The organism is Leisingera caerulea DSM 24564 (assembly GCF_000473325.1).
In the GTDB taxonomy this organism is placed as follows: domain Bacteria; phylum Pseudomonadota; class Alphaproteobacteria; order Rhodobacterales; family Rhodobacteraceae; genus Leisingera; species Leisingera caerulea.
This window is the reverse complement of sequence record NZ_KI421513.1, coordinates 2,275,925-2,301,004: the sequence shown is the minus strand read 5'-3', so window position 1 is coordinate 2,301,004 and position 25,080 is coordinate 2,275,925. Positions and strand designations below refer to the sequence as shown.

25 protein-coding genes are annotated in these 25,080 nt (G+C 66.0%); 12 read left to right on the top strand and 13 right to left on the bottom strand.

Annotated elements, in window-relative coordinates; all coding sequences use genetic code 11:
• Positions 1-93: 93 nt before the first annotated feature.
• Both CAER_RS0118280 and CAER_RS0118275 read right to left on the bottom strand, forming a co-directional pair.
• Positions 94-966, bottom strand: a complete 873-nt coding sequence (locus CAER_RS0118280) for a 50S ribosomal protein L11 methyltransferase (protein WP_027236722.1) — start codon at positions 964-966, stop codon at positions 94-96.
• Positions 967-1,103: 137 nt separating this feature from the next.
• Positions 1,104-2,339 carry an MFS transporter gene (locus CAER_RS0118275; protein ID WP_027236721.1) on the bottom strand — a complete coding sequence of 412 codons (1,236 nt, stop codon included), beginning with the start codon at positions 2,337-2,339 and terminating at the stop codon, positions 1,104-1,106.
• Between the two features lie 164 nt (positions 2,340-2,503).
• Here CAER_RS0118275 and CAER_RS0118270 point away from each other — a divergent pair, with 164 nt between their 5' ends.
• Positions 2,504-3,565, top strand: coding sequence for a YeeE/YedE family protein (locus CAER_RS0118270; RefSeq protein WP_027236720.1), 1,062 nt, complete (start codon positions 2,504-2,506; stop codon positions 3,563-3,565).
• A gap of 140 nt (positions 3,566-3,705) precedes the next feature.
• Here CAER_RS0118270 and CAER_RS0118265 read toward each other — a convergent pair whose 3' ends face one another.
• Positions 3,706-5,901 (bottom strand): primosomal protein N', encoded by a 2,196-nt coding sequence (locus tag CAER_RS0118265; RefSeq protein WP_027236719.1) that lies wholly within the window; start codon positions 5,899-5,901, stop codon positions 3,706-3,708.
• Between the two features lie 81 nt (positions 5,902-5,982).
• Between CAER_RS0118265 and fsa the strand changes: the two genes are divergently transcribed.
• The 7 genes from fsa to CAER_RS0118230 all read left to right on the top strand — a co-directional run bounded on the left by fsa (position 5,983) and on the right by CAER_RS0118230 (position 10,576).
• Complete coding sequence (gene fsa, locus CAER_RS0118260; RefSeq protein ID WP_027236718.1) at positions 5,983-6,636, top strand: fructose-6-phosphate aldolase; 654 nt, start codon at positions 5,983-5,985, stop codon at positions 6,634-6,636.
• A gap of 362 nt (positions 6,637-6,998) precedes the next feature.
• Positions 6,999-7,706 (top strand): DUF484 family protein, encoded by a 708-nt coding sequence (locus tag CAER_RS0118255; RefSeq protein ID WP_027236717.1) that lies wholly within the window; start codon positions 6,999-7,001, stop codon positions 7,704-7,706.
• On the top strand, positions 7,703-8,623 hold the full coding sequence (locus CAER_RS0118250; RefSeq protein ID WP_027236716.1) for a tyrosine recombinase XerC: 921 nt from the start codon (positions 7,703-7,705) through the stop codon (positions 8,621-8,623). Before CAER_RS0118255 ends, CAER_RS0118250 begins: the two co-directional genes overlap by 4 nt.
• 62 nt (positions 8,624-8,685) lie before the next feature.
• Positions 8,686-8,901, top strand: coding sequence for a GDCCVxC domain-containing (seleno)protein (locus tag CAER_RS29315; protein ID WP_084299646.1), 216 nt, complete (start codon positions 8,686-8,688; stop codon positions 8,899-8,901).
• A 150-nt stretch (positions 8,902-9,051) separates the two neighbouring features.
• Complete coding sequence (locus CAER_RS0118240; RefSeq protein WP_027236715.1) at positions 9,052-9,264, top strand: hypothetical protein; 213 nt, start codon at positions 9,052-9,054, stop codon at positions 9,262-9,264.
• 39 nt (positions 9,265-9,303) lie between these two features.
• Complete coding sequence (locus CAER_RS0118235; protein WP_027236714.1) at positions 9,304-10,014, top strand: CDP-alcohol phosphatidyltransferase family protein; 711 nt, start codon at positions 9,304-9,306, stop codon at positions 10,012-10,014.
• A 193-nt stretch (positions 10,015-10,207) separates the two neighbouring features.
• The gene (locus CAER_RS0118230) at positions 10,208-10,576 is read left to right on the top strand and encodes a hypothetical protein (RefSeq protein WP_027236713.1); all 369 of its coding nucleotides are present in this window, start codon (positions 10,208-10,210) and stop codon (positions 10,574-10,576) included.
• A 133-nt stretch (positions 10,577-10,709) separates the two neighbouring features.
• Here CAER_RS0118230 and CAER_RS0118225 read toward each other — a convergent pair whose 3' ends face one another.
• Complete coding sequence (locus CAER_RS0118225; RefSeq protein WP_027236712.1) at positions 10,710-11,162, bottom strand: methylated-DNA--[protein]-cysteine S-methyltransferase; 453 nt, start codon at positions 11,160-11,162, stop codon at positions 10,710-10,712.
• A 224-nt stretch (positions 11,163-11,386) separates the two neighbouring features.
• Here CAER_RS0118225 and CAER_RS0118220 point away from each other — a divergent pair, with 224 nt between their 5' ends.
• Positions 11,387-11,740 (top strand): hypothetical protein, encoded by a 354-nt coding sequence (locus CAER_RS0118220; protein WP_154667791.1) that lies wholly within the window; start codon positions 11,387-11,389, stop codon positions 11,738-11,740.
• Between the two features lie 115 nt (positions 11,741-11,855).
• Positions 11,856-12,212, top strand: a complete 357-nt coding sequence (locus tag CAER_RS0118215; RefSeq protein WP_154667790.1) for a hypothetical protein — start codon at positions 11,856-11,858, stop codon at positions 12,210-12,212.
• Between the two features lie 12 nt (positions 12,213-12,224).
• Here the strand turns inward: CAER_RS0118215 and CAER_RS0118210 are convergent, their stop codons facing one another.
• The 6 genes from CAER_RS0118210 to CAER_RS0118185 all read right to left on the bottom strand — a co-directional run bounded on the left by CAER_RS0118210 (position 12,225) and on the right by CAER_RS0118185 (position 20,637).
• A complete protein-coding gene (locus CAER_RS0118210; protein ID WP_027236709.1) occupies positions 12,225-13,247 on the bottom strand; it encodes a transporter substrate-binding domain-containing protein in 1,023 nt (340 codons plus the stop codon).
• Between the two features lie 13 nt (positions 13,248-13,260).
• Positions 13,261-14,340, bottom strand: coding sequence for a LysM peptidoglycan-binding domain-containing protein (locus CAER_RS0118205; RefSeq protein ID WP_027236708.1), 1,080 nt, complete (start codon positions 14,338-14,340; stop codon positions 13,261-13,263).
• A gap of 149 nt (positions 14,341-14,489) precedes the next feature.
• Complete coding sequence (locus CAER_RS0118200; RefSeq protein ID WP_027236707.1) at positions 14,490-15,305, bottom strand: hypothetical protein; 816 nt, start codon at positions 15,303-15,305, stop codon at positions 14,490-14,492.
• A gap of 236 nt (positions 15,306-15,541) precedes the next feature.
• The gene (ileS, locus tag CAER_RS0118195) at positions 15,542-18,544 is read right to left on the bottom strand and encodes an isoleucine--tRNA ligase (RefSeq protein WP_027236706.1); all 3,003 of its coding nucleotides are present in this window, start codon (positions 18,542-18,544) and stop codon (positions 15,542-15,544) included.
• 295 nt (positions 18,545-18,839) lie between these two features.
• A complete protein-coding gene (locus CAER_RS0118190; protein WP_027236705.1) occupies positions 18,840-19,328 on the bottom strand; it encodes a DUF2269 family protein in 489 nt (162 codons plus the stop codon).
• A 1-nt stretch (position 19,329) separates the two neighbouring features.
• Complete coding sequence (locus CAER_RS0118185) at positions 19,330-20,637, bottom strand: SDR family oxidoreductase (RefSeq protein ID WP_027236704.1); 1,308 nt, start codon at positions 20,635-20,637, stop codon at positions 19,330-19,332.
• 156 nt (positions 20,638-20,793) lie between these two features.
• On the opposite strand from CAER_RS0118185, the gene CAER_RS0118180 reads away from it, so the two are divergent.
• A complete protein-coding gene (locus CAER_RS0118180; protein ID WP_027236703.1) occupies positions 20,794-21,216 on the top strand; it encodes a group III truncated hemoglobin in 423 nt (140 codons plus the stop codon).
• Positions 21,217-21,322: 106 nt separating this feature from the next.
• Here CAER_RS0118180 and CAER_RS0118175 read toward each other — a convergent pair whose 3' ends face one another.
• From CAER_RS0118175 to CAER_RS0118165, 3 genes are read right to left on the bottom strand one after another with little or no spacing between them, the layout of a single operon-like run.
• The gene (locus CAER_RS0118175; RefSeq protein ID WP_027236702.1) at positions 21,323-22,315 is read right to left on the bottom strand and encodes a YcjF family protein; all 993 of its coding nucleotides are present in this window, start codon (positions 22,313-22,315) and stop codon (positions 21,323-21,325) included.
• Complete coding sequence (locus CAER_RS0118170) at positions 22,312-22,767, bottom strand: GNAT family N-acetyltransferase (RefSeq protein WP_027236701.1); 456 nt, start codon at positions 22,765-22,767, stop codon at positions 22,312-22,314. The genes CAER_RS0118175 and CAER_RS0118170 overlap by 4 nt, the downstream gene beginning before the upstream one ends.
• Complete coding sequence (locus CAER_RS0118165) at positions 22,764-24,179, bottom strand: YcjX family GTP-binding protein (protein ID WP_027236700.1); 1,416 nt, start codon at positions 24,177-24,179, stop codon at positions 22,764-22,766. Before CAER_RS0118165 ends, CAER_RS0118170 begins: the two co-directional genes overlap by 4 nt.
• Before the next feature lie 112 nt (positions 24,180-24,291).
• Here CAER_RS0118165 and truA point away from each other — a divergent pair, with 112 nt between their 5' ends.
• The gene (truA, locus tag CAER_RS0118160) at positions 24,292-25,059 is read left to right on the top strand and encodes a tRNA pseudouridine(38-40) synthase TruA (protein WP_027236699.1); all 768 of its coding nucleotides are present in this window, start codon (positions 24,292-24,294) and stop codon (positions 25,057-25,059) included.
• Positions 25,060-25,080 lie beyond the last annotated feature (21 nt).

The window sequence follows — 25,080 nt, the reverse complement described above, 5'->3', positions numbered from 1 at the left end:
CGAACTGGCCCCCACCAGCGGATGGCTTATTCTTGGCTCGAAATGAGGCGAAAATGCGGCAAACCATTCAAATTCGCCGCAAACTTAAGTCAATCAGCCCGCTTTACGCAGAAGTAACGTTGTCCATTCACCAATTTCGTCCCGTTGGTCCAGATTGATGCCGTTCTGAGCATAAACCGCGACCACATCATCGGCCTGTTCGTTCAGGATCCCGGAGAGAATCGCATAGCCGCAGGGGCGCAGATTCGCCGCCAGATCGGGAGCCAATGCCACCAGCGGCCCCTTCAGAATATTGGCGAAGATGAGGTCATAGGGCGCCTGCGCCTGCAGATCCGGGTGATCGAAACCGGCCGCTTCCAGACAGGTGACCGCGCCCTCCATGCCGTTGGCCTTCAGATTGGCCTCGGCGACGTCCACCGCCACCTCGTCAATGTCGCTGGCCAGAATGGTGCCGTCCCAGACCCGTGCGGCGGCCATTGCCAGCACCGCGGTGCCGCAGCCGATATCCGCCACCTTTTCGCCACGAAACCCCTGGTCCAGCAGATGATCCAGCGCCTTGAGGCAGCCCAGGGTGGTGCCGTGGTGGCCGGTGCCGAACGCCATCGCGGCCTCGATCAGCAGCGGAATGCGGCCTTCGGGCAGCTTATCCGCGTCGTGGCTGCCGTAAACGAAGAAACGGCCCGCCTCGACCGGCGCCAGCTCGCGGCGCACATGTGCGACCCAGTCGGTTTCCGGCACCTCAGAGACGACAAAGGGTTTGGCCTCGTGCATTGCGGCCAGCAGGGCGAGGCCTGCCTCATCCGGGCTCTCGGTGAAATAGCCGCCGACCTCCCACAGGCCGGAGCCGTCTTCCATCTCAAACACGCCGACACCGGTGGGTTCCGGGTTCAACCGCTCCATGGCTTCGCCCAGCGCTTCGGCCTGGGCTTTTCCGGTGAGCGTGGTGAGGGCGGTGAAGGTGGTCATGGCGTCGCTCCTGAAACTGTTGGCAAGCGCCTAGGCCGCCGCGCGCCCCGCGTCAAGCGTCCCCCGCCTGGCTGCAGGCCAGCCAGCGCCCCCGGTCGCAGTTCGCGCGGCGCAGCGGGCGCCACAGGACTGACGCGTCACTCAGCCGGCGCGGGGCGGGCGTATTTGCTGAAAATGGTCTCATTGCCGGGCTCCGGATGGCGCGGAATCAGCAGCGACAGGGACAGCGAGACCAGCGCCATGCCCGCCGCCAGGGCAAACACCATGCCCGGCGAATAGACCCACAGAAGCCCCAGCAGCACCGGCAGGAACACCGCAGCAATATGGTTGATGGTAAAGGCCACAGCAGCGGTGGGGGCAATGTCGCCCGGATCGGCAATCTTCTGAAAATAGGTCTTGAGCGCCAGCGCCAGGGCAAACAGCACATGGTCCACCACGTACAGAACCGCAGCAACCACCACGCCCCAGCCAAACCAGTAGATCCCGCCGTAGGCGGCAAAGACTGTGGCCAGACCGGCGTATTCAAAGATCAGCGTGCGCCGCTCGCCGAACATTGCCACAGCCTTGCCCAGCATCGGCGCCGCGGTCATGTTGATCACCAGGTTGATCAGGTAAAGCCCGGTCAGCTCATGCACCTGGAAGCCGAATTTCTCCACCATCATGAAGCCCGCGAACACCACAAAGATCTGCCGCCGGGCGCCCGCCATGAACTGCAGCGCGTAATACAGCCAGTAGCGCTTGCGCAGGATCAGCTTCTTGGTTTGCGGATGCGGCGCGTCGAACTGCGGATAGGCAAAGAGCGCAAACAGCGCGATCAGAACCGTAGCCCCGCCTGCGGCCAGAAAGACAGTGTTGTACGCCAGATCAAACCGTTCCCAGGTCAGCACGATCAGCCCGTAAACCACCAGCGTCGCGGCGGAGCCTGCTGCCACCAGCCAGCCAAGGGTCTGAGGCGCCTTCTCCTTGGACAGCCATTGCAGCTGCAGCGACTGGTTTACCGTCTCATAATAGTGAAAGCCGATCGAACTCAGCAGCGTCACCATCAGCAGGCCGCCCAGCGACGGGAACCAGGCCGTGACGGCCGTCGCCGCCCCCAGCAGCACCAGCGAAATCATCCCCAGCACCTGCTCGCGGACGAACAGGATGACGGCGATCACGCCCACCGCCAGAAAGCCGGGAATCTCCCGCACCGTGTGCAGCAGGCCGATGTCGGCCCCGTCGAACTGCGCCGCCTCGATCACGAAGTTGTTGAGCAGCGCGTTCCAGGCATTGAAGGCAATCGGCATCGCCAGCGCCATCAGGAACAAAAGCGTCACAGGGCGGCGCCAGAACGGGAGGCCTTGCGCCTCGTGCAGGGGCATCGGTTTGAACATGCACAGGATGTACGCCTCTGCGCCCGGTTTGGCGAGAGGCAACAGGCGGCTGCACATCAACCTTTGCACCAGCGCGCAGAAGCATACCGCCCCCTTCCCTGATCTGCATCAAAGCGTCCGCCTGCCGGACCACATATGCAAACATGTGAATTTGGAGGTGAGTGATGGATCTGGTTCCCCTGGTTGAGCGTATCGGCGAAGCGCCCGCGGCGGCGCTGCTGGGTCTGGCGACGGGCATCGTCTTTGGCGTTGCGGCCCAGAGGTCGCGGTTCTGCCTGCGGGCGGCGACTGTGGAGTTCGCCGGCGGGCGGCTGGGGGACAAGGTGGCGGTCTGGCTCCTGACGTTCTCCACCGCGGTAGTCTGGGTGCAGGCGGCGCAGCTGCTGGGGCTGATGGAAAGCGCCGACGCCCGGATGATGGCAGTGCCGGGCAGCTGGTCCGGAGCCATCCTCGGCGGGCTGATGTTCGGCTGCGGCATGGTGCTGGCGCGCGGTTGCTCGGGGCGGCTTCTGGTGCTGGCGGCAACCGGCAACCTGCGCTCGGTGGTGTCCGGGCTGATTTTTGCGGTGGTGGCGCAGATGAGCCTTTCCGGCCTGCTGTCGCCGGCGCGGGACTGGGCCGCGCGGCTGTGGATCACCGACGGCGGACGCAATCTGGACCTGCTGGCCGCCCTTGGCCTGCCGCAGGCAGGCGGGCTGGGGCTGGGCCTGGCCACAGCAGCGCTGGCCCTGGGGCTGGCGCGCCGCAACCGGATCGGCGCGGCCCGGCTGATTTTTGCCTCCGGCGTCGGTTTCGCCGTCGCGCTCGGCTGGGTGCTGACCTACGCGCTGAGCCAGGTGGCCTTTGACCCGGTGCAGATCGAAAGCGCGACCTTCACCGGACCCTCCGCCCATACGCTGATGTTTTTCCTGGACCGGGGCGCGGTGCTGGAATTCGATATCGGCCTGGTGCCCGGCGTGTTCATCGGCGCGATGCTGGCCGCGGCGCTGGCCGGGGAGATGAAGCTGCAGGCCTTTGACGACACCGCCACCATGCGCAAGGCGATGACCGGCGCCGCGCTGATGGGGTTCGGCGGCATGCTGGCCGGCGGCTGCGCCATCGGCGCCGGCGTCACCGGCGGCTCGATCTTCGCGGGTACGGCCTGGACTGCGCTGTTCTTCATGTGGATTGGAGCCGTCGCCACAAGCATCCTGTTCCGCACGCCAGCCGAAGCCGCAGCGGTTTGATGCAGGGCCTCATGCGAGGCGCTGCCTCGCGCTCCGGGATTTTTTCAGCCAGATGAATAAAGGGGCCGCACTTCATCTGGCCCCAAATATCCCGGGGGAGGCCCGCGAGGGCCGGGGGCAGAGCCCCTTTTGTTCTGCGCTCAGAAGAAACTCTGCGGATCAATATCAACACTCAGCCGCAAATCGCCCTTCAGCCGCAGCGGCGCAATCCAGCGGGCGATGGCGTCTTGCAGCGGCACGCCCTTGGGGGCCTTGACCAATAGCCGCACCCGGTGACGGCCGCGGACGCGGGCGATGGGAGCAGGCGCCGGGCCAAACAGCTGGGCGCCGATCTGGCGCAAGGGGCCGTCATTGCGGGCCATGGCATTGCCGAGGTCGAAGACTGCCGCCAGATCCGGCCCGGACAGGATGATCCCGGCCATCCGTCCGTAAGGCGGGACACCGGCGGCCTGGCGTTCGGCGGCTTCGGCTTTCCAGAAGCTTTCCTCATCGCCGGACAGAATTGCCCGGATCACCGGGTGTTCGGGCTGGAAGGTCTGCATCAAGGCCTCGCCCGGCCGTTCGGCGCGCCCTGCCCGGCCCGCCACCTGGCGCATCAGCTGAAACGTCCGCTCCGCCGCGCGCAGGTCGGAGCCCTGCAGGCCGAGGTCAGCGTCGATTACCCCCACAAGCGTCAGAAGCGGGAAGTTGTGGCCCTTGGCGACCAGCTGGGTGCCAAGGATGATGTCGGCCTCGCCCGCGGCGATTTCCTCGATCCGCTGCTTCAGCGCGCGGGCGGAGCCGAACAGGTCGGAGCTGAGCACCGCGATGCGCGCCTCGGGGAACAGGGCGGTGGCTTCCTCGGCCAGCCGCTCGATACCGGGGCCGACCGGGGCCATCTTGCCCTCCACCTCGCAGGACGGGCAGGCGTCGGGCACCGGCTTGGTCTCGCCGCACTGGTGGCACATCAGCCGCTTCATGAACCGGTGCTCGACCATCCGCGCGTCGCAATGGTCGCAGGCCACCTGCGCGCCGCAGGCGCGGCAGACGGTGACCGGGGCAAAGCCGCGGCGGTTCAGGAACAGGAGCGATTGCTCGCCCCGCTCCATCCTGAGTTTCATCGCCTGTTTCAGGGTCGGCGAGATCCAGGTGGAGGGCAGCAGGTCCTCTGACCGCATGTCCACCGCCCGCATCTCCGGCAGCACAGAGGCGCCGAAGCGGGAGGTGAGGTTCAGCCGCTTGTACTTGCCCGCCTCCGCATTGGCCCAGGTTTCCAAGCTGGGCGTCGCGGACGCGAGAACCACCTGCGCCGAGCACATCGCCGCGCGCAGCACCGCCATGTCGCGGGCGTTGTAAAGAACCCCGTCCTCCTGCTTGTAGGAGGTGTCGTGCTCTTCATCGACAATAATCAGTCCGAGGTCGCGGAACGGCAGGAACAGCGCCGAGCGGGCGCCGATCACCAGCTGCGCCGCCCCCTGCCCGACCATTTTCCAAACCCGGCGGCGCTCTGTCATGGTGGCGCCGGAATGCCATTCGGCCGGTTTGGCGCCAAACCGCGCCTCCACACGGGTCAGGAATTCGGCGGTCAGGGCGATTTCCGGCAGCAGCACCAACGCCTGCCGCCCGGCGCGCAGGGCGGCGGCGACGGCCTCCAGGTAGACCTCGGTCTTGCCGGAGCCGGTGACCCCCTTCAGCAGGGTCGTGCCGTACCGGCCGCTGTGCACCGCCTCTGCCAGAACCGACGCTGCCGCGGCCTGGTCATCTGTCAATTGCTTGGAGGGCAGTTCCGGATCCAGATGCGGATAGGGTGTATCGCGCGGTGCTTCCTCCTCGCGCAGAGCGCCCTGCTTGACCAGCCCCTTCACCACCGAAGGCGTGACGTCTGCCATATCGGCCAGTTCCCTGGGCGTGAAGGCAAGGCCGCCGTAGTCCTCCAGCACCTCCAGCACGCGGGTGCGGGCCTCGGTCATCCGGTCGGGCACCCCCTCGCCCCGGCGCAGGATCTTGCGCATCGAGGGCGGATCGCTGAGGCCCGGCGCGCGGGTGGCCAGCCGCAGCATCGCGGGCAGTGGAGTCAGGGTGTAGTCGGCAGCCTTGCCCAGAAACTGGCGCATCTCGCTGCGCATCGGGGCCACATCCAGCACCCGGATCACTGCGCGCAGCTTGGCCGAATCGAAATCGCCCGCACCCGGCCCCCAGACCACGCCCAGCACCTTGCGCGGGCCCAAGGGCACCTCGACATAGGCGCCCAGATAGCAGCCGCCCTCCGGCGCGCGGTAATCCAGAAGCCGGTCAAGGGGTTGCGTGGTCAGAACCCCAACCCGTTCGCCTGCCTGAAAGAACTCCTGCCCGCTCATGCTGCTGCCCATGTTGCCGCCCGTAATCCCATGAGGTAAAGGCAGAAGCGACCGAGGCCAACCCATCCAAAGGACTGCCCCATGAAATTCTTCGTAGATACCGCCGAGATCGACGCCATTGCCGAGCTGAACGATCTGGGCATGGTCGACGGTGTCACCACCAACCCGTCGCTGATCAAGAAATCCGGCCGCGACATCATCGAGGTCACCAAGGAGATCTGCAACCTGGTCGACGGGCCGGTGTCGGCAGAAGTGACCGCCACTGATGCGGAGACCATGATCGCCGAAGGCCGCAAGCTGGTGGAGATCGCCGAGAACATCGCGGTGAAAGTGCCGCTGACGTGGGACGGCCTGAAAGCCTGTAAAACCCTGACCGATGACGGCCACATGGTAAACGTGACCCTGTGCTTCTCCGCCAACCAGGCGCTGCTGGCGGCCAAAGCGGGCGCGACCTTCATCTCTCCGTTCATCGGGCGTCTGGATGACATCAACCTGGACGGCATGGAGCTGATCGAGGACATCCGCACCATCTATGACAACTACGGCTTTGAGACCCAGATCCTGGCCGCCTCGATCCGCTCGGTGAACCACGTGCTGGACTCGGCCCGCATCGGCGCGGACGTGATCACCGCGCCGCCCGCGGTGATCAAGGCGATGGTGAACCACCCGCTGACCGACAAGGGCCTGGACGCCTTCCTGGCCGACATCAAGGCGGCTGAGATCAAGATCCTCTGATCACCCTGCCAGACGAGACACGAATAAAGGCGCCCGGCAGCGGGCGCCTTTTTCTTTGGCCGCTGCGGAGCGGGCACTCCCGCGCCGCCATGCACCACGGCTGCCGCCGGGCCGCATGGAGCGGCTTGGGTCCGGCATCGCGCCTGCGGCGCGCTGCGGCGGCGTGAAACGCCGATGGCGCCGGGCGAACGCCCGGCGCCTGGCCCAACGGGAGCGGGGCATTGTAATGCACCGGCGACGGGCGGAAGCCTCCCCGCGCGGCAATTTCCTCCGCCCCCGCATTTTTCCGCAGCATTGCGCAAAACCCGTGTTATACACGGGACCAAACCCGTCAGAGGTCCGGAGCCGTAAGAGTTTCACGCATGAGCAGTACAAGCCCTTCAATCAGCCTGGAAGACCAGCTGCGCGAGGCGATCCTCGCCAAACCCGATGCGGTGCTGGAGGACCAGCACCTGATGAATGCCCTAGTTGCCGCCAATGAGCGGGCGATGGGTTCCAATGTCGTTGACCTGCGCGGCATCGCAATGGAGCGGATGGCGGCAAGGCTCGACCGGCTGGAGGACACCCACCGCTCCGTCATTGCCGCGGCTTACGACAACCTGGCCGGCACCAACCTGATCCACCGGGCGGTGCTGCGTCTGCTGGAGCCGCAGGACTTTACCGCCTTCCTCGCTTGTCTGGAGCAGGACATGCCGGAGATCCTGCGGGTCGACGCCCTGGCGCTGGTGCTGGAAACCTCACAGCCCGGCGGCGACGAGGTAGAACGCAAGTCCGGTTCGCTGAAACTGGCAGGCCCGGGCTTTACCGAAAGCTATGTCGGCCAGCCCGGCAGTCAGCGCAGCGTGACCCTGCGCCAGACTCAAAGCGCCAGCCCCCGGGTCTATGGCCAGAAGGCCGAATGGATCCGCTCGGAGGCCTGCCTGATGCTGGACCTGGGCGAGGGCCGCCTGCCCGGAATGCTGGTGATGGGCTCAGAAGACCCGCATCAGTTTTCCCCCATGCAGGGCAGCGATCTCCTGGCCTTTTTCGGCGGCGTTTTTGAACGCTCGATGCGCTACTGGCTGTCATGACCCTGATTTCCCCCGCCTGCCGCGATGCGCTGCAGTTTTGGCTGGAGCGGCTGGGCGGGCTGGAAGATGCCTCGGACAACACGCTGACGGCTTACCGCGGCGATGTGACCGCGTTTCTTGCCTTCATGACGCAGCATTCCGGCGGCCCGCAGGGGCTGGGCGCGCTGGCGCGGATCACCACCGCAGACATGCGCGCCTGGATGGCCTCGGAGCGCAGCTCCGGCACCGGCGCGCGGTCGCTGGCGCGCAAGCTGTCGGCGGTCAAGACGTTCTACCGCTGGCTGGCGGAGCGCGAGGGGTTTGAACCGGCCGCGGTGCTGTCCGCCCGCGCACCCAAATTTCAAAAGAAGCTGCCCCGCCCGCTGGCCCCGGAAGCTGCCAAAGCGGTGCTGGAAACGGTGGAGCTGCAATCGGACAAGGACTGGGTCGCCGCCCGCGATGTGGCGGTGGTCACGCTGCTTTACGGCTGCGGCCTGCGGATTTCAGAAGCGCTGGGGCTGAAGGGCAGCGACGCACCGCTGCCGCCGGTGCTGCGCATCCTGGGCAAGGGCAAGAAAGAACGGGTGGTGCCGGTTCTGCCCGCCGCCCGCGATGCCGTTGGCCGCTACTTGGAGCTGTGCCCGCACCCGCAGGAGGCGGCAGCGCCGCTGTTCCGGGGCGTGCGCGGCGGCGCGCTGAACCCGCGACAGATCCAGGGGGTGATGGCCAAGACCCGCGCCCAGCTGGGGCTGCCAGCCACCGCGACCCCGCATGCGCTGCGCCACAGCTTTGCCACCCATCTGCTGGAAGCGGGCGGCGACCTGCGCGCCATTCAGGAGCTGCTCGGCCATGCCTCACTGTCGACCACACAGGCCTATACGGCAGTGGACACCACCCATCTGATGGACGTCTACATGCGCGCCCACCCCAAGGCATGACTTGACCCGGCGCGGTTTCCGGCCTCTGCTGGGGACAGGGAGGCCTGCCCATGTCCGGCACAATGCCTGAAGACCCCGTCCTGACCAGCACTCTCACCTGTCCGTCCTGCGGCCATCAGGCCACGGAAACGATGCCGCAGGACGCCTGCCAGTGGTTCCACGAATGCCCGGGCTGCCGCACCCTGCTGCGGCCCCGTCCCGGCGACTGCTGCGTGTTCTGCTCCTACGGCACGGTTCCCTGCCCGCCGGTGCAAAGGGGGACCAGCTGCTGCGGCTGAGCCCGCTTGAACCGGATATCCTGACCTGAGCCGGATCCGCTGATCCGGGCCGGATTAGCTAAAATGCACTATATTATTTCAGCCCCCGGCAAGCCGGTGTTAAGGCCGCTCCGGCTTTATGGCGGAAACCGATCCAGAAAGGATTCCGCTATGACCATGACCGGTTCTGCCGCCCTGTTTGCCGATGGTGCCCCTGCCGCCCCTGCCCCGCCGCCCGGCGGCCAGCCGTGGGAGCGGATGGGCGATATGCCCTCCAGGGCGCCGTTCTCCTCCCCTGATATCACCGACCCCGCCCCCTTTGGCCGCCGCATGGCCCGAATCCAGTTTGCTGCGGGCACGGAATTCCGCCCAAATCTGCACTGAACGGTTGCGGGCCCGGGGCAAATTCGCCATCAGGGACCCATGACACCTCAGATCCGCGCCCTTTCCGTACACCTGCTCACTGCAACTGGCGCCGTCTTCGCCATGCTGGCCATGCTGGCAGCAGCGGACGGCAAGTGGAGCCTGATGTTCGTCTGGCTGGTGGTGGCCTTTGCCGTGGACGGCGTCGACGGCCCGCTGGCCAGGCATTACCACGTCAAGCGCTACTCGCCGGAATTCGACGGGGTGCTGCTGGACCTGATCATCGACTACCTGACCTATGTCTTCATCCCGGCCTTTGCGCTGTTCCAGTCCGGGCTGATGGCGGGCTGGACCGGCTGGTTCGCGATCATCGTTATCACCTTCGGCAGCGCGATGTATTACGCCGACACGCGGATGAAGACCAAGGACAATTCCTTTTCCGGCTATCCCGGCGTGTGGAACATGCCGGTGCTGGTGATCTTTGCGCTGGAACCCAGCCATTGGACCATTCTGGTGCTGGTGACGCTGTTGTCCATTGCCATGTTCCTGCCGTTGAAATTCATCCATCCGGTGCGCACGGCCCGCTGGCGCAAGGTCTCGCTGCCGGTGGCGCTGGCCTGGACGTTCTTTGCCGGCTGGGCCGCCTGGGTCGATTTCCATCCGGCCAGCTGGGCCCATTGGGGGCTGGTGGTCACCTCGGTCTACCTGCTGTTTGTCGGCATTGCCCAGCAGATCATTCCCGAACGCCGCCGCGCGCCGTCGCATCCCTGAGCCTGCGGCGGACCGCACGCGCTGCCCTGCTCCGGCAGCGCTTTTCGTATGCGCTAAGGGGCTTTGGCAAATCGCCGAAAGTTTGAATGGAGTTTGCCCTAGAAAGCGGCCCTGCCGGTAAGCCCGATTTAACGGGCCAATGCGGACACTGATGCGGAACTTGCCCTTGCGGCAGCGATCACAGGAGACCGCCATGCAACCCGTATCCGCCCCTGCCCTGCCCCCAAACGGGCTGAGCAATGCCCTGAACGCAGTGACCGGCAGCAAGCAGCCCGGGCCGCCCGACCACGCCAAGGCCTGGGGCTGGCGCGCCAAGCAGGCCGAGGCTGCAGAGGCTGCCCAGCCGCCGGCAGGAGACACCTCCGGCACCGCAGCCACCGGCGGGGCAGCCGCGGCGGAGAGCCCGGACAGCATTTCAGAAACCGCCGCGGCACCCGCCCCCGAGGCACCGTCCGAAGCCGATATGGAATCGGTCATCCTGGCGCTGATCAGCGATTTTTCCGAAAGCTCCGGCACGGACACCGCACCCCTCTATGACCAGGTGAAGGCGCTGTTTGCCTGACCCCGCCCGTGCCGCCCCGCGGCCCGGATATTCACCAGAGGGACGCTGCTCCTCCGCCCCTTGCTGACGCATGGCCCGGGGCCATGTTCAGCCGTAAGGTAGCATTACTGAACACCGCGGCCCGCCTGCCGGATCAGATCAGCAGGCTGGCGGCGCCTTCGTGTTTCAGAAGAGCAACCTTGGTTTCCACCCCGCCTTGTCCGGAAAATCCGCCCAGGCCTGTTGCGCTCAGCACCCGGTGGCACGGGATGATCACAGGGATCGGATTGCCGCCGCAGGCATTGCCCACCGGCTGCGGCGGGGCGCCGAGCCCTTTGGCAATGTCCCCATAGGTGCGGGTTTCGCCAAAGGGGATCGCTTGCATCGCCTCGCATACCGCCCGCTGGAAATCAGAGCCACCCACATGCAGCGGCAAATCGAATGCCGTCAGCTCGCCGGCGAAATAGGCGCGCAGCTGGTCCAGCGCCCGGTCCAGCAAGGCTGACTGCCCTGTTGCCGCCGCAGACCAGGCCAGCCGCACGATTGCGCCGTCCCGCTCTGTCACGCTGAGCGCACCGACAGGCGTTTCAAGGCTGGCTGAAATCATCCCGCACCCCCGGCTCTGCCAAAGCCCGCATCATCCCTGGGAATTGCCCCGCTGGCAAGGCGGCCCGTGCCTGGCTTGCGCCGGTACGGTTAACGGCGCGTTAACCAATGCTAAGGTTTCCTCACCAGATTACGTCAAATTATCATAAAGTGAGTCTCAAGAACGGAGTGAAAGGTATTCAAATGCTGTCTGCAGTGTCCAGCACCGCCAGTCTGTACAACGGCATGAAGCAGCTTCAGGCCGCGTACCGGAGGCAGCCCGCAATCGCACAAGCAGGCGGCCAGCCGGTGGATGCACCCCTGATCGACGGCACCTCCCGGGGCTTGGCCCGCAGCGTGCAGCGGGAGGAAGCGCTGAGCGGCGCCCGCCCCGACGCCTTGACCACGCAGTACATCGGCCCGGCCCGCTCCGCGGCCCGCACTGACGCGCTGAACCTGAAGCAGGTGAACGGCACCGACATGGCCACGTTCTACCAGGATCTGATGAATGGCTGCCAGGCGGGCCCCAAACCGGTCAGCGCGCTTCAAGCGGAAGCCAGCTATGCCAAGGCCCGGCTCATTACTGGCCAACCAGGCTGAGCTTCAAGCAGCGATCCGGCGGCAGCGCCTCCCAAAGCGCATTAACCTGATGTTAAGCGCTTTGCATTAACCTTCGCTTTAGACCGGTTCACAGCCACCGCGAAGGACCCGCTCTATGTTTTTGCCAGTTTCAGGAAGGGTAGATCCTGTCAAACCGAACCGCGGCCATCTGACCGCCCGTCCGGTTGTGCGCTCTGACGACCCGGACCGCAGCGAATCCGCAAACACCAGCCCGCGGGAGCAGGAACCCGACGCCCCCCCCCTGGAGCCGTCCGATCCGAATGACCGCCGCAGGCATCCGGCCGCCCCCGGCGGGCACGGCGCTGAGGCCGAAACCGGCTTGCCTCCGGAAAACCCGGTTCTGGCGGAGCACCTGCTGCTGCAGCGCGCCGAGCATCAGACCCCGGACAGCGAGACGGAATGCGAGGCGGCCTGCCACGGCTATGAGGCGGCCAAAACCCTGTCGGCCTGATGCAGCCGCGCCTTATTGCAGCTGCGCCCAGAACAGCTCCAGGTGGCGTGACATGATCTCTTCGAACCGGCCGCTGCCCCGCAGCTTCTGCAGGCCCGCATTGATCCGGTAGAGATGGGTGGTGCCGCGCCAGTGGCGCTTGGAAATCACCACATGCAGGCCCTCTTCCGAAAGCGGTTTTTCAAGCGGCACAACTGTGTCGCGCAGCCCTTCCCGGACGATTGTGCTGGCGCCCAGGAACAGGTTGACCGCGACCGCATCCACCTTGCCCTCTGCCACCATACGGAAACAGTCAGCAGGGGTTTTCGGCTGCACCAGCGTGATCTTGTCCTCGTCCAGCCAGCGGCGCCCGGTGCGGTTCAGATCATGGGTGAAATAGCCGGCCGGGCGGCACAGGGTTTTGCCCTCAACGTCCGCATCCTCGCGGTACTCAAAGCCGCTGCCCGCGCGCGCAAACAGCATGACCGGAAGGGTCATCACCGGTTCGGAGAAATGGAAGTTAGCGCAGCGCTCATTGTCCGGCTCAGCCGCGCAGTCGGGCTTGAGCCAGGGAAAGCCCATGTCGAATTCCTTCTGGTCCAGCATCGGAAACAGGTGCTTGGACCAGTCGTCCTCCCAGCTGACCGAATAGCTGACCGGCGCGGGCGCCAGTTCCAGCGCGGCGTTGACCAGCTCGGTCACCATCCCCTGACCCGGCAGGCCGCGGCCGGTAAAGGGCGCATAGCCGCCGCCGGTCAGCAGTGTCAGCTCTGCCTTGTCCTTGCGCAGCGGTGTGGCATCCGGCGCGGTCGCCCCGGTGATGCAGGGAATGAACAGCTTGCGGCCCGGCAGCACTGTCGCGCCCGCCAGCAGTTTCTGGTTGCGGTAGTATACCAGCGTCCAGCGCTCGCGTTCGCCATAATGGGTCTCGGCGATGGAGAACAGCGTGTCGCCGGGCTGGGCCACATAATCGACATCGCAGATTGCCCAGGCCGCGGCCGGCGCAAAACTGAACACCGCGGCCAGCTGAAGAAGGCGGGAGAACAACCGTTTCATGATGGCATCCTCCTCAGAAACCGGCCCAGATCCGGGCCATATGGTCCTCGACGATCGCTTGATAGCTGCCGTCCTCCTGGATGCTGCGCAGGCCGGTGTTAATCATCGACAGCATCTCCTCCGCGCGCGGGTGGGTCTTGTGGACCACCACATAGATGCCCAGCACCGACAGCGGCTGCGGCAGGATGGTGAACTGACCCTCCAGCCCGTGCTCTTTCATCACGCTGCGGCCGGTGAATTCGTTGATCGCCACCGCATCGGCCTCCCCCGCGGCCACCATGTCAAAGCAGTCCTTCACCTTGTGCGGCTGCTTCAGGGTGATTTTCTTCTCCGCAATCCAGTTGCGGCCGCGCTCATCCAGGTCAAAGGTCAGATACCCCGCGGGGCGGCACAGGGTCTTGCCCTCGATGTCGCTGTCCTGCTCAAAGGCGAAGGGCCGGCCGCTGTCGGCAAACAGCAGCATCAGGGTTTCGAACATCGGCTCCGAGAAATGAAAGTTCTGGCAGCGGTAGCTGTCCGGCATGGTTTCGCAGTCGGGCTTGTACCAGGGGAAGCCCAGGTCCAGCAGCGCGTTGGACAGCAGCGGGTCGAAATGCGAGGACCAGTCGTTCACCCAGTGGATGGCATAGCCTTCGGCCGGCGCTGCCTTGGCCATGGCGGCGTTCACCACCTCGGTGATCAGCCCGCCGTTGTGCGCAGCCTTGGAGGTGAAAGGCGCGTAATCGTCGCCGGTCAGCAGGTTGATCTTCTTGCGCACCGCGGCGTTGCCGGGTGCCACCTTGACCGGCACCGCAGCGGCGGGAACGGCGGCGGAGATTTCCTTGCCGCCCGGCAGCCCCAGCGGCAGCCCCTCGAGACAGGCCAGCGACAGTTTCATGCCGACCCGGATCGCGTTCGGCTTGGGGCCGATCTTGTCGATGTTGCGGTTGTGGATGGCGCTCCACTTGCCCGCGTCCTTGTACATTTTGTCGGCAATCACCGACAGGCTGTCGCCGGACTGCACAGTGTAAACCCCGCCGCAGGTCTCGGCGGCTGCGGAGTTGGCGGCAAGGGCAAACAGCCCCATGGCTGCGGCAGCGAAAAACGTCTTCATGGTCCCCCCGGAAGTCTTATCCACCGCGCCCGTTTGCGGGCTGCGGCGCGTGTCTGTGTTGTTTTTGTTTTGAAAAGCCGCCGGTCCAGCAGGGCCAAAGCCTGTGCGGATGCCCGGTGGCAGCTCCGGCGCGGCCGCCGGAGCAAAGATCAATTGCCGACGAACAGAGCCAGCAGCGTGGCCGTGTCGACCCGCCCGTCGGCGCGGATCAAACTGGCGGGCACGGTGATTTCCTGGCGTGCATAGGCGCCGTTCACCATCTGGTCGATGTAGGCCTCGGACTGGCCCTGGGCGGCGGCTGTCATCACCATTTTGAACAGCGCAGTGCCTTCCGCGGGCGCTGTCGCGGCAGCGGCCGGAACTGCCGTGGCGGCCTCAGCCTGTTTGCTGCGCAGGGCGGCCAGCGTGCCTGCAGTGATGCGGGCAACCAAAGCGTCCTCGCTGCTGCTTGCGCCCTCTGCCAGGCCCGCAGCCGAAGCCGCCCCAGCGGGAAGACCGGCGTCCTGCGCCAGGCTGGCCTGCTCTGTTTTTGCAGGCGCGGCGGCACCACCGAACTGGAAATAGAGCAGCATGGCAGAGGCCACCGCCAGCCCGGCCGCAGCGAGGCCCAGTTTCGGCAGCGGGCTTCCGGTTTCAGCAGCCGCAACAGGCTGCCGGGCTGCCTGCGCACGACGGGCGGCTAGGGCCGCTCTGACAGCTTGCGCCGCCTTCACAAGTTTCAGGGTTCGCGCAGGCGCCTGCTGTGCGGCGGGCGGAGAAATCTGCGCCGCCTGTGCTGCGTTTGCGACTGCGGGTTCGGGCATCTTGACCGGGGCCGGAGCCGCGCTTGCCATTTGGTCCGCACCGCCAGACACCAGCCCGATTTTCATGTTTTTCGGCGCAGAGATCCCGTCAATCCGGACCGCCATCTTGCGCGGCGCGCCAAGCTCGTCCGCCGGTTGCGCGTCCGCCTTCAGCTTCAGCATTGAAAACTGCCCCCCTGCCCCATGCCATGTTTTGAAATAACGGCTGAAAATCTTCGTGGAATTAACGAATTCTTAACCAGTTGTGGAAAACCGGTCAACATCTAGAGGAATCCAAAATGCCGCGACACAAGGCGGCACACGGGAAAAGTGCGGGAAATACCGCAACAGCAGCGTAAAAATGACAACGCCCGGCCATCGGGCCGGGCGTTGAATTCTACCCTGAGGTGAGCGGCGGGTCAGCTCAGCGCGCTGTCGCAGCGTCCGCAGACGCCAGCATGGCTGTGGCGGCCCACATCCGGCAGGATCTTCCAGCAGCGCTGGCATTTGCCGCCGTCGGCCTTCTCAAACACCACCGAAACACCATCGACTTCCGGCATCCGGAACGCTTCGGCCGGAGCCGGATCATTGGTCAGCATGATGTCCGAAGTGATGCAGATATCGGCGAAATTCACCGATTTCAGCGCCGCCAGCGCCTCCGTGTCGCGCACATGCACCACCGGAGCGGCCTCCAGCGAAGCACCAATCACCTTGTCGGTGCGCTGCACCTCCAGCGCTGCGGTCACCACCCGGCGGGCCTGGCGGATCTTGGACCACTTGGCGGCCAGCGGCTCGTTCAGCCAATCGCCCGGGGTTTCCGGGATGTCCTGCAGATGCACCGAGCTGTCCCCGCCCGGGTATTTCTCCAGCCAGACCTCTTCCATGGTGAAGACCAGGATCGGCGCCAGCCAGGTGGTCAGGCGGTGGAACAGGATGTCCAGCACGGTGCGCGCGGCGCGGGCATTCAGGGTGTCGCCGTCGCAATAGAGCGCATCCTTGCGGATGTCGAAGTAGAAGGCTGACAGGTCCACAGTGGCAAAGTTGAAGACTGCCGAGAACACGCCCTGGAAGTCGAAGGACTGGTAGCCGGTGCGCACCTTGTGGTCGAGCTCAGCCAGCCGGTGCAGAACCCACTGCTCCAGCTCCGGCATATCCTCCGGCGCCACCCGCTGATCTTCGCGGAAGTCGCCAAGTGAGCCCAACAAGAAGCGCATGGTGTTGCGCAGGCGGCGGTAGCTGTCGGCGGCGCCCTTCAGGATCTCCGGCCCGATGCGCTGGTCGGCGGTGTAGTCGGTCTGGGCCACCCACAGGCGCAGGATGTCGGCGCCGTACTGCTTGACGACCTCTTCCGGCACGATGGTGTTGCCAAGCGACTTGGACATTTTCATGCCCTTCTCGTCCAGCGTGAAGCCGTGGGTCACCACATTGCGGTACGGCGCGCGGCCCTTGGTGCCGCAGGCCTGCAGCAGCGAAGAATGGAACCAGCCGCGGTGCTGGTCGGTGCCTTCCATGTAGACGTCAGCGATGCCGTCCTCGGTGCCGTCTTCGCGGTCGCGCAGCACAAAGGCATGGGTCGAGCCGGAGTCGAACCACACGTCCAGCACGTCGAACACCTGGTCGTAATCGTCGGGATCCACGCTGTTCCCCAAAACCCGCGCTTTGAAGCCGTCCTCGTACCAGACGTCGGCGCCGTGCTCCTCAAACTCCGCAACGATGCGCCTGTTGACGTCCTCATTGCGCAGCAGGAAGTCCGCATCGGTCGGCAGCGCGCCCTTTTTGGTGAAGCAGGTGAGCGGCACGCCCCAGGCGCGCTGGCGGCTCAGCACCCAGTCGGGGCGGCTTTCGATCATCGAATGCAGGCGGTTGCGCCCGGTCTGCGGCCACCATTTCACCAGCTCGTCGATGGAGCGCAGGGCGCGTTCGCGGATGCTGTCGCCCATCTCATTCATGCCGTCGTCCAGCTTGCGGTCGACGGAGGCAAACCACTGCGGCGTGTTGCGGTAGATGATCGGCGCCTTGGAGCGCCAGGAATGCGGGTAGCTGTGCTTGATCTTGCCGCGTGCCAGCAGGCCGCCAACCTCAACCAGCTTGTCGATGATGGTCTTGTTGGCATCACCCTCGCCGCCCTTGCGGCTGAGGATGTAGGTGCCGCCAAAGAACGGCAGATCGGCACGGAAAGAACCGTCGTCCATGACGTTGTAGGTGATGACCTGCTCCAGCATGCCCAGATCACGGTAGAGCTCGAATTCCTCCATGCCGTGGCTGGGTGCGCAATGGACAAAGCCGGTGCCTTCGGTGTCGGTCACGAAATCCGCCGCGCGGAAGTCGCGGATAGCATCCCATTCGCCGTTTGCGCCCTCGGCACCTGCAAGGGGGTGCTTCAGCGAAAGGCTGGACAGTTCCTCAGCTGAGACCCCGCGCAGGCGCTTGTACTGGTCTTCACCCAGGCGGGCGCGCTTGAACACATCGGCAGCCAGGTTGTCGGCCAGGATGAACCTGTCACCCACAGCGGCCCAGCATTCCTCGGGCGTGCCGGTCACCTCATAAAGGCCATAGGCGATCTCAGCCCCGTACACCACCGCCTTGTTCGAGGGGATGGTCCAGGGGGTGGTTGTCCAGATCACCACATGGGCGCCTTCCAGATCCTGCGCCACGATCGCCGAGTCGGCACCTGCGAAATCCGCATCCTCGCCGTCAGCGGCCACAAAGCCGCCCGCCTCGGCCACCTTGAACTTCACCCAGATGGTGAAGCTTTCCTTGTCATGATATTCGACCTCGGCCTCGGCCAGCGCGGTCTTTTCGACCGGTGACCACATCACCGGCTTGGAGCCCTGATAGAGGGTGCCGTTCATCAGGAACTTCATGAACTCATCCGCGATCACCGCTTCGGCGTGGTAGTTCATGGTCAGATACGGATCATCCCAGTTGCCGGTGATGCCCAGCCGTTTGAATTCCTCGCGCTGGATATCGACCCAGCTGTCGGCAAAGGCGCGGCATTCCTGGCGGAACTCCACCACCGGGACGGCATCCTTGTTCTTGCCCTTCTTGCGGTACTGCTCCTCGATCTTCCATTCGATCGGCAGGCCGTGGCAGTCCCAGCCCGGCACATAGCGCGCATCAAAGCCCATCATCTGATGGGAGCGCACGATCATGTCCTTGATGGTCTTGTTCAGCGCGTGGCCGATGTGCAGGTGGCCGTTGGCATAAGGGGGGCCGTCGTGCAGGGTGAAGGGCTTGCGTTCCGCGTCCGTGCCCTTGGCCGCGGCAGCCTTCTCGCGGAGTTTGTCGTAAACGCCCATCTGCGCCCAGCGCTCCAGCCAGCCGGGCTCGCGTTTGGGCAGGCCTGCACGCATCGGGAAATCGGTTTTCGGCAGGTTCAGGGTGTCTTTGTAGTCAGGCGTCTGGGGCGTGTCGGCGCACATCGGGGGCGTCCTTTGGATGATCAAGGTCGGAAATTGGGATATTCGGTTCGGCGCGATGGCTCAAGCGCCTTTGCCCGGCGGCTCATTGGTTTCAGAGCGCCGGGGACATAATTCGAATAATGATGGCCGCGAATAGGGACATGGGAGGCCTTATAGGCCGCAGCAGCGGAGGCGTAAAGCGGCAGATGTGCCGCATCACGCCTAGGGCAGCGCCCTGCCCTGGGTGGGCGCCAAGCGCCCTCCCGTGGGGAGGGTCGGGCGCTGCCCGGCCTTGCGGCCGGTCGGAAGATATCAATCAGCGCACCAGCCACACACCCAGGTCCGGCCGCGCCAGCATCAGCCAGATGATCGCCAGCACCGAGACAAAGGCAGGGAAGCCGCAGGCAAACCAGATCGCAAACAGCTGATGATAGCGCGCAGGCAGCGCCTCGCCTGCCTCGGCCGCGGCCCGTGCCAAATCGCGCAGCCGCAGCTGGATCCAGACCACCGGCAGCCAGAAGGCCCCGGTCAGCACATATAGCCCCAGCGACAGCGCCAGCCAGCCCTCGCTCAGCGGCCAGCCCAGCCGCCAGGCCAGCAGACCGCCGGTGACGGGCTGCACGATCACCGCCGTAGCGGTAAACAGGAGGTCTGCCAGCACCACAACACCCGCAGTATGGGCAACCAGATGCGCGTTGCGGGTGCGATGCGCCATTAGCATGAAAAAGGCAATGCCTGCCCCGGTTCCCAGCAAGACACAGGCGCCGATCACATGCATCCAGCGCAGGGTCAGCTCAGGGTCCATTTTAACGCTCCTGCAGCAATTGATGCGTGATCAGCGCCAGCAGCAGGCCAGGCAGCACCTTGACCAGCGGTCCCAACGGGTCCGCCCACATCTCCGGCGTCACCACCGTGGCCGCCAGCAGATAGACAAGCGACACCGCAGCCATCCCCAGGCAGGCCCGCTCCGCCCAGGGCCGCCACAGGATAGCCAGCCCCAAGGCAATATCCGCGAGCAACCAGAAAATCACGCTCGAGCCGGCCAGGTTAGTGCTCCATCCCTTGGCCCGCAGCACTTGGGCCGCGGAGTCCAGCTGCCACAAGCCGACCAGCCCCGAGGCCAGCCAGAACAGGCTCAGCACTGCAACCGCGACCGGCATCAGCAACGCCATTCGAGCATCCAGACGCTGCGCACGGCTTGCTGGCAGCGATTGGCAGATCGCTTCCAGGGGCGCGAGCCCCTGCCCGATGGCTGCGCGGTACGGTTCCGGGTCCCCGCGCACGCCGCTGCGGATTTCCGCAATTGCTGTGCTGCGCAAGGGCGAGCGCCAGCCAAGTCGCCCCAGCGCATCGGCGCAGGCCGCGACCGGCGGCAGCAGCCAGTCCGGGAACCGCAGCACCATCCGGGCGGGCGCAAAACCCAGCCAGTTGCGGGTCTCTGCCAGTACCGCCTCGAGCGTGTGCGGCTGATCTTCCACCAGATCGTAGGTGCCGGGCGGCAGCACTCCGGTCAGCGCGGCCGCCACCGCCGCGGCCAGGTCCGGCATCCCCACGCATTGCACCGAAGCACCGGCCAGCGCCACCGGCTGCACCAAAGGCACCGCCGCCAGCATCCGCAAGAGCCTTGTGCCGCCATAAGCCCCCTGCCCGATCACCAGCCCGGGTTTCAGGATCCAAGCTGCAGCACCTGAGGCGCGCAAAGCTTCATCACCCCGCCCCTTGCTGCGCATGAACTCTGTCGCGGCTTTTGTCCCCGCCCCGGCAGCGGAGACCTGCACCACCTTGATACCGCGCTCAGCGCAGGCTGCCGCCAGGGCCGAAATGGCGGTGTGATGCACGGCCTCCAGCTCTCCCGGCGCCATGTCCTGCAGCACGCCCGCACAATTCACCACTGCGTCCACTCCCTGCAGCAGCGGCCCCCAGTCTTCGCGCTGCAATAGCTGACGCAGATCACCCGCAGCGAAGGGCACCCCCGGCAGCACCCGTGCCGCCTGCTCAGCGCTGCGGCCAAGGCCCGTCACGGAGACCCCATCGGCCCGCAAGGCCCGGACCACCTCAGCGCCGATAAATCCGTAAGCGCCCAGAACCAGAACCCGCTTGGTGATCTCCGCCATAAATCAATACCTTCGGCCAAATACGCGTCCAGCATAGCGGCAGAGGCCCTGGGCGCCAGTGGTGCCGCGCCTCCGCGCCGCGGCAGATGCGCCTGCCCCCTTCCGCCGGCCCCGCCGCCGCACTATCTAGCGGGCGACAACAGACTGGAGCATCCTATGAGCGATACAGACACCGCAAACCCGCTGGCGCGGTTTGAGATCACCGCAGAGGAGATCTCCCGCGTGGTCGCGGTCTTCTATGCGCGCGTCAGAGCGCACCCGGTATTGGGGCCGGTCTTTGCCGCGCATGTCTCCGACTGGCCGGAGCATGAGGAGAAGATTGCGGGGTTCTGGCGCAATGCGATCCTGCGGGAGCGCAGCTACAGCGGTAATCCGATGCGGGTGCATGTCTCGCGGCCTGACGTGAAGGCGGAGCATTTCCCGATGTGGCTGGGCCTGTTCCACGAGGTGCTGCGGGCCGAACTGCCAGCGCAGACCGCGCTGCAATGGGGCGCGCTGGCCGACCGCATCGGCGAAGGATTCCGCACCGGCGTCGTGGCGATGCGCCAGCCCAAGGACCAGCCGCCGAACCTGTTCTGAAACAGGCCGGCGGAAGCGCTCCCGCGCCCGCCGGCAGTCTGGCTGCGCCAGAACACCTTAGCAGCCTTGGGCGCGGCTCATGCTTCGCATGAGCCTGGGCCGCGCGCTATTTCTCCTTGGAAAAAAGCCCCGTCAGCGCCCGCTGCACCACCTTGCGGGTGCTGGGCTTGCGCTTTTGCGAGAACGGCATCGGGCGGCAGACCTCCATCGCGGCGATGCCGACGCGGGCGGACAGCGCGCCGTTGACCAGGCCCTCGCCAAACCGGCGGGAGAGCTTGGACAGGACCGAGCCGCCCAGCACCGGCTCCAAGAGGTCATCGCCTGCGGCAACCGCGCCGGTGGCGGCCAGATGCGCCAGCACCGCACGGGTCAGCCGCCAGGAGCTGAACAAACCGGGGCGGCCGCCATAGATCCCGGCCACCCGGCGGATCATCCGCAGGGAGGAGACCAGCGCCGTCAGGATATCCGCCAGCGCCATCGGCACGATTGCCGTCACCGTGGCCACCTGCCGGGCGGCGGCCTCCACCTCCCGCAGGGCCAGGGCGTCGAGCGGCACCAGCAGTTCCTCCTCCGCCAGCAGCAAAAGGGCATCGCCGTCCAGAACCTCAGCCTGGCGCTCTGCCAGCCGGGCCTGGTGCCAGGTAAGATCCTCGCGCCCCTTGTAAAAACCTTCCAGCCGGTTGGTGAAGGCACGGGCCGCCGCCAGGTCTGCAACCTCTGCCGCCTGGTGCCGCAGGGTATCAACCCGCCGCAGCCGCGACAGCGCCGCCAGCTCGCGCAAGCCCATCGCCAGGGCCAGCAGCAGCAAAAGGGCCAGCCCGGCGCTGACCGCCCAGCCCAGCACCGGCACCCGGGCGATCAGGCCGGTCGCGAAATCCCAGGCCGCGACCGAGGCCATTGCGCCAACCACCGCAACCAGCAGCGCCCAGAACCAGCGTGCCAGGCGCGACGGCTTGCGGGCGGCAATCCGGGCCGCCTGCTCCATCGCTGACGGCGGCAGCGGCTCCGGCACCGCGGGTTCGGGTACCGGCGGGGCTTCCGCAACCGGAGGCGCCCCGGCGTCTTCATCGAGCTCGAACAGGACGGGCTTCTTGCTCATGCCGCCGCCTCCTGCTTGGCACGCCATTCATAGGCGATATCGGGCAGACCTTCTTCGTTACCCGTGCCATCGCCGCGGCCGGTTTCGGCAAAGCCCTCGCGCTGGTAGAACTTCTGCGCGCGGATGTTGGCGGCGAAGGTCCGCAAGGTGAGCCGCGGTGCGGACGATTTGGCCGCGTCCAGCAACGCCTTGCCCGCCCCCTGCCCGCACGCCCCCGGCGCGAGGTAGAGCGAGCAGACCTCCAGGCCGTCCTGGGCCAGGAACCCCGCTATGCTGCCGTCCCGCTCCGCCACGGTGACCCAGCCGCGGTCGATCATCAGGCCGCAGAAGGAAATCACCTCCGCCGAAGTGTAGAGCTTGGGCATCCACTCCGTGTCCTGCTGGAAACGGTAGAGGATGTCCCCCACGGCACCGGCATCCAAGGGAACGGCAGGGCGCAAGGAGAGGGTCACAGGGCATCTCCGATCAGGAATTCGGCGGCGCGGTCGAGGCGGATATGCGGCGGACCGCTGCCGTGTTTCACGGTCAGCGGCGCGGGCGCAAAGGCCATCGCCTGATAGTCGCCCTCCAGCCAGCGCTCGGCCCCTTGGCGGGCGGGCGTGAGCAGCTGCGAGGGATCCTCAGGCAGCGCGCCGGGATAAAACGCCGCCTGCTTGCCGGTCTCCAGCAGGGTGCCGCGGACGCAAGGAAGCTCAGTGCCGTTGTGGGCGCGCATCTCCTCGGTGGTGGTGCGCAGGGAAGCCATGGCCAGCGCCGCGGTCTCCGCCCCGGCAAAGCGGGCGCGGTCCTGCGCCTCGCGGGTCAGTGCCTCGATGATGGCGGTCATCCGGCCGTGCTGAGCGTGGTGCAGATGGTCGGCCTTAGTGGCGGCGAACAGGATCTTTTCCACCCGTTTGCCGCCCAAGAGCCGGGTCAGGAAATGATTGCGGCCCGGTTTGAAGGCGCTGAGAATATCTGTCATCGCGTGGCGCAGATCCTCCACTGCCTGCGGGCCGGAGTGGATCGCCGACAGCGCATCCACCAGCACCACCTGGCGGTCGATGCGGGCAAAGTGGTCGCGGAAGAAGGGTTTGACGACCTTGGATTTATAGGCCTCATAGCGCCGCTCCATCTCGCGCCACAGGCTGCCGCGCGGGGCGCCCGCCTCCGGCGGCAGCGGCGCAAAGGTCAGCACTGGCGACCCCTCCAGGTCTCCGGGCAGCAGGAAGCGGCCAGGGGTGCAGTCGTAGAACCCGGCGGCGCGGGCGGCGCCCAGGTAGCCGGTGAAAGCGGCGGCAAGGGCCTGGGCCTGCGGCTCGTCATGCGTGCCTGCCGGGGCAGCCTTGGATTTTTCCGTCAGAAACCCCTGCGCCTGCGGCCGGCTGGCGATACGCGACAGCACATCCGAGGACCATTCCGCATAGCTCTTGTCCAAGAGCGCCAGGTCCAGCAGCCACTCGCCCGGGTAATCCACGATATCGAGATGCAGCGTGCGCAGCCCCTGCAGCCCGGACAGAAGGCCGGCGGGCCGCACCTTCAGGCTGAGACGCAGCTCTGAGACCGCCCTGGTGCTGTCCGGCCAGTGGGGTGACGGCCCGGTCAGCGCCGCGAGGTGGCTCTCATAGTCGAACCGCGGCACGGTATCGTCGGGCTGGGGCTGCAAAAAGGCCGCCTCGATCCGCCCTTCGCGCGCGGCGTTCAGCTGCAGCATCCGGCCCCGGTCCATCAGATTGGCAACCAGCGAGGTTATGAACACCGTCTTGCCGGAGCGCGCCAGCCCGGTGACGCCCAGCCGCAAGGGCCGGTCGAACAGCGCAGAAGAGAGGCCGCTGGTAACGCTCTCCACCCCGCTTATCACCCCGTCTGCAAGGGAAGTTATCACCAAGGCCCTGATCCTGCTCTGTTCTTGCCCGCACAAAGATAGGCAACCGGCCGGCGGCTTACCAGAGTGCAGACGGGACTTGCCCCGGCCCTGTTGCATTGCTACTTGCCCGCCCATGCCGCGTTTTGCTTTGAAAGTCGAATACCACGGGAAGCCTTTTGCCGGCTGGCAGAGGCAGAAGGAGCTGCCGTCCGTGCAGGGCGCGATCGAAGCTGCGCTGGCGCGGCTGGAACCCGGGGAACACACCATCGCCGCCGCCGGGCGCACCGACGCGGGCGTGCATGCGCTGGGACAGGTCGCCCATTGCGACCTAGCCAAGGAGTGGGATCCGTTCCGCCTTTCGGAGGCGCTGAATTACCATCTCAAGCCCGATCCGGTCGCCATTGTGGACTGCGCCCGGGTTGAGGATGACTGGCACGCGCGGTTTTCAGCGGTGGAGCGGCAGTATCTGTTCCGCATCCTGATCCGCCGCGCGCCTGCCACCCATGACGCAGGCCAGGTCTGGCAGCTGAGCCATGACCTGGACACGGACGCCATGCAGGACGCCGCCGGCCACTTGATTGGCAATCATGATTTCACCACCTTCCGCTCCTCGATCTGCCAGGCGGCCAGCCCCGTCAAGACGCTGGATGAGCTGACGGTGGAGCGGGTTCAGGGCTTTTCAGGGCCGGAGATCCGTTTCCATGTGCGTGCCCGCAGCTTCCTGCACAACCAGGTCCGCAGCTTTGTCGGCACGCTAGAGCGGGTCGGCGCCGGCGCCTGGGAGCCTGCGGATGTGAAGGCCGCGCTGGAGGCCCGCGACCGTGCGGCCTGCGGACCGGTTTGCCCCGGTCACGGGCTGTATCTGGCGCGGGTGGGCTATCCGGAAGATCCCTTCGCCTGAGCCGCCGCTGAGCGGAAGCCG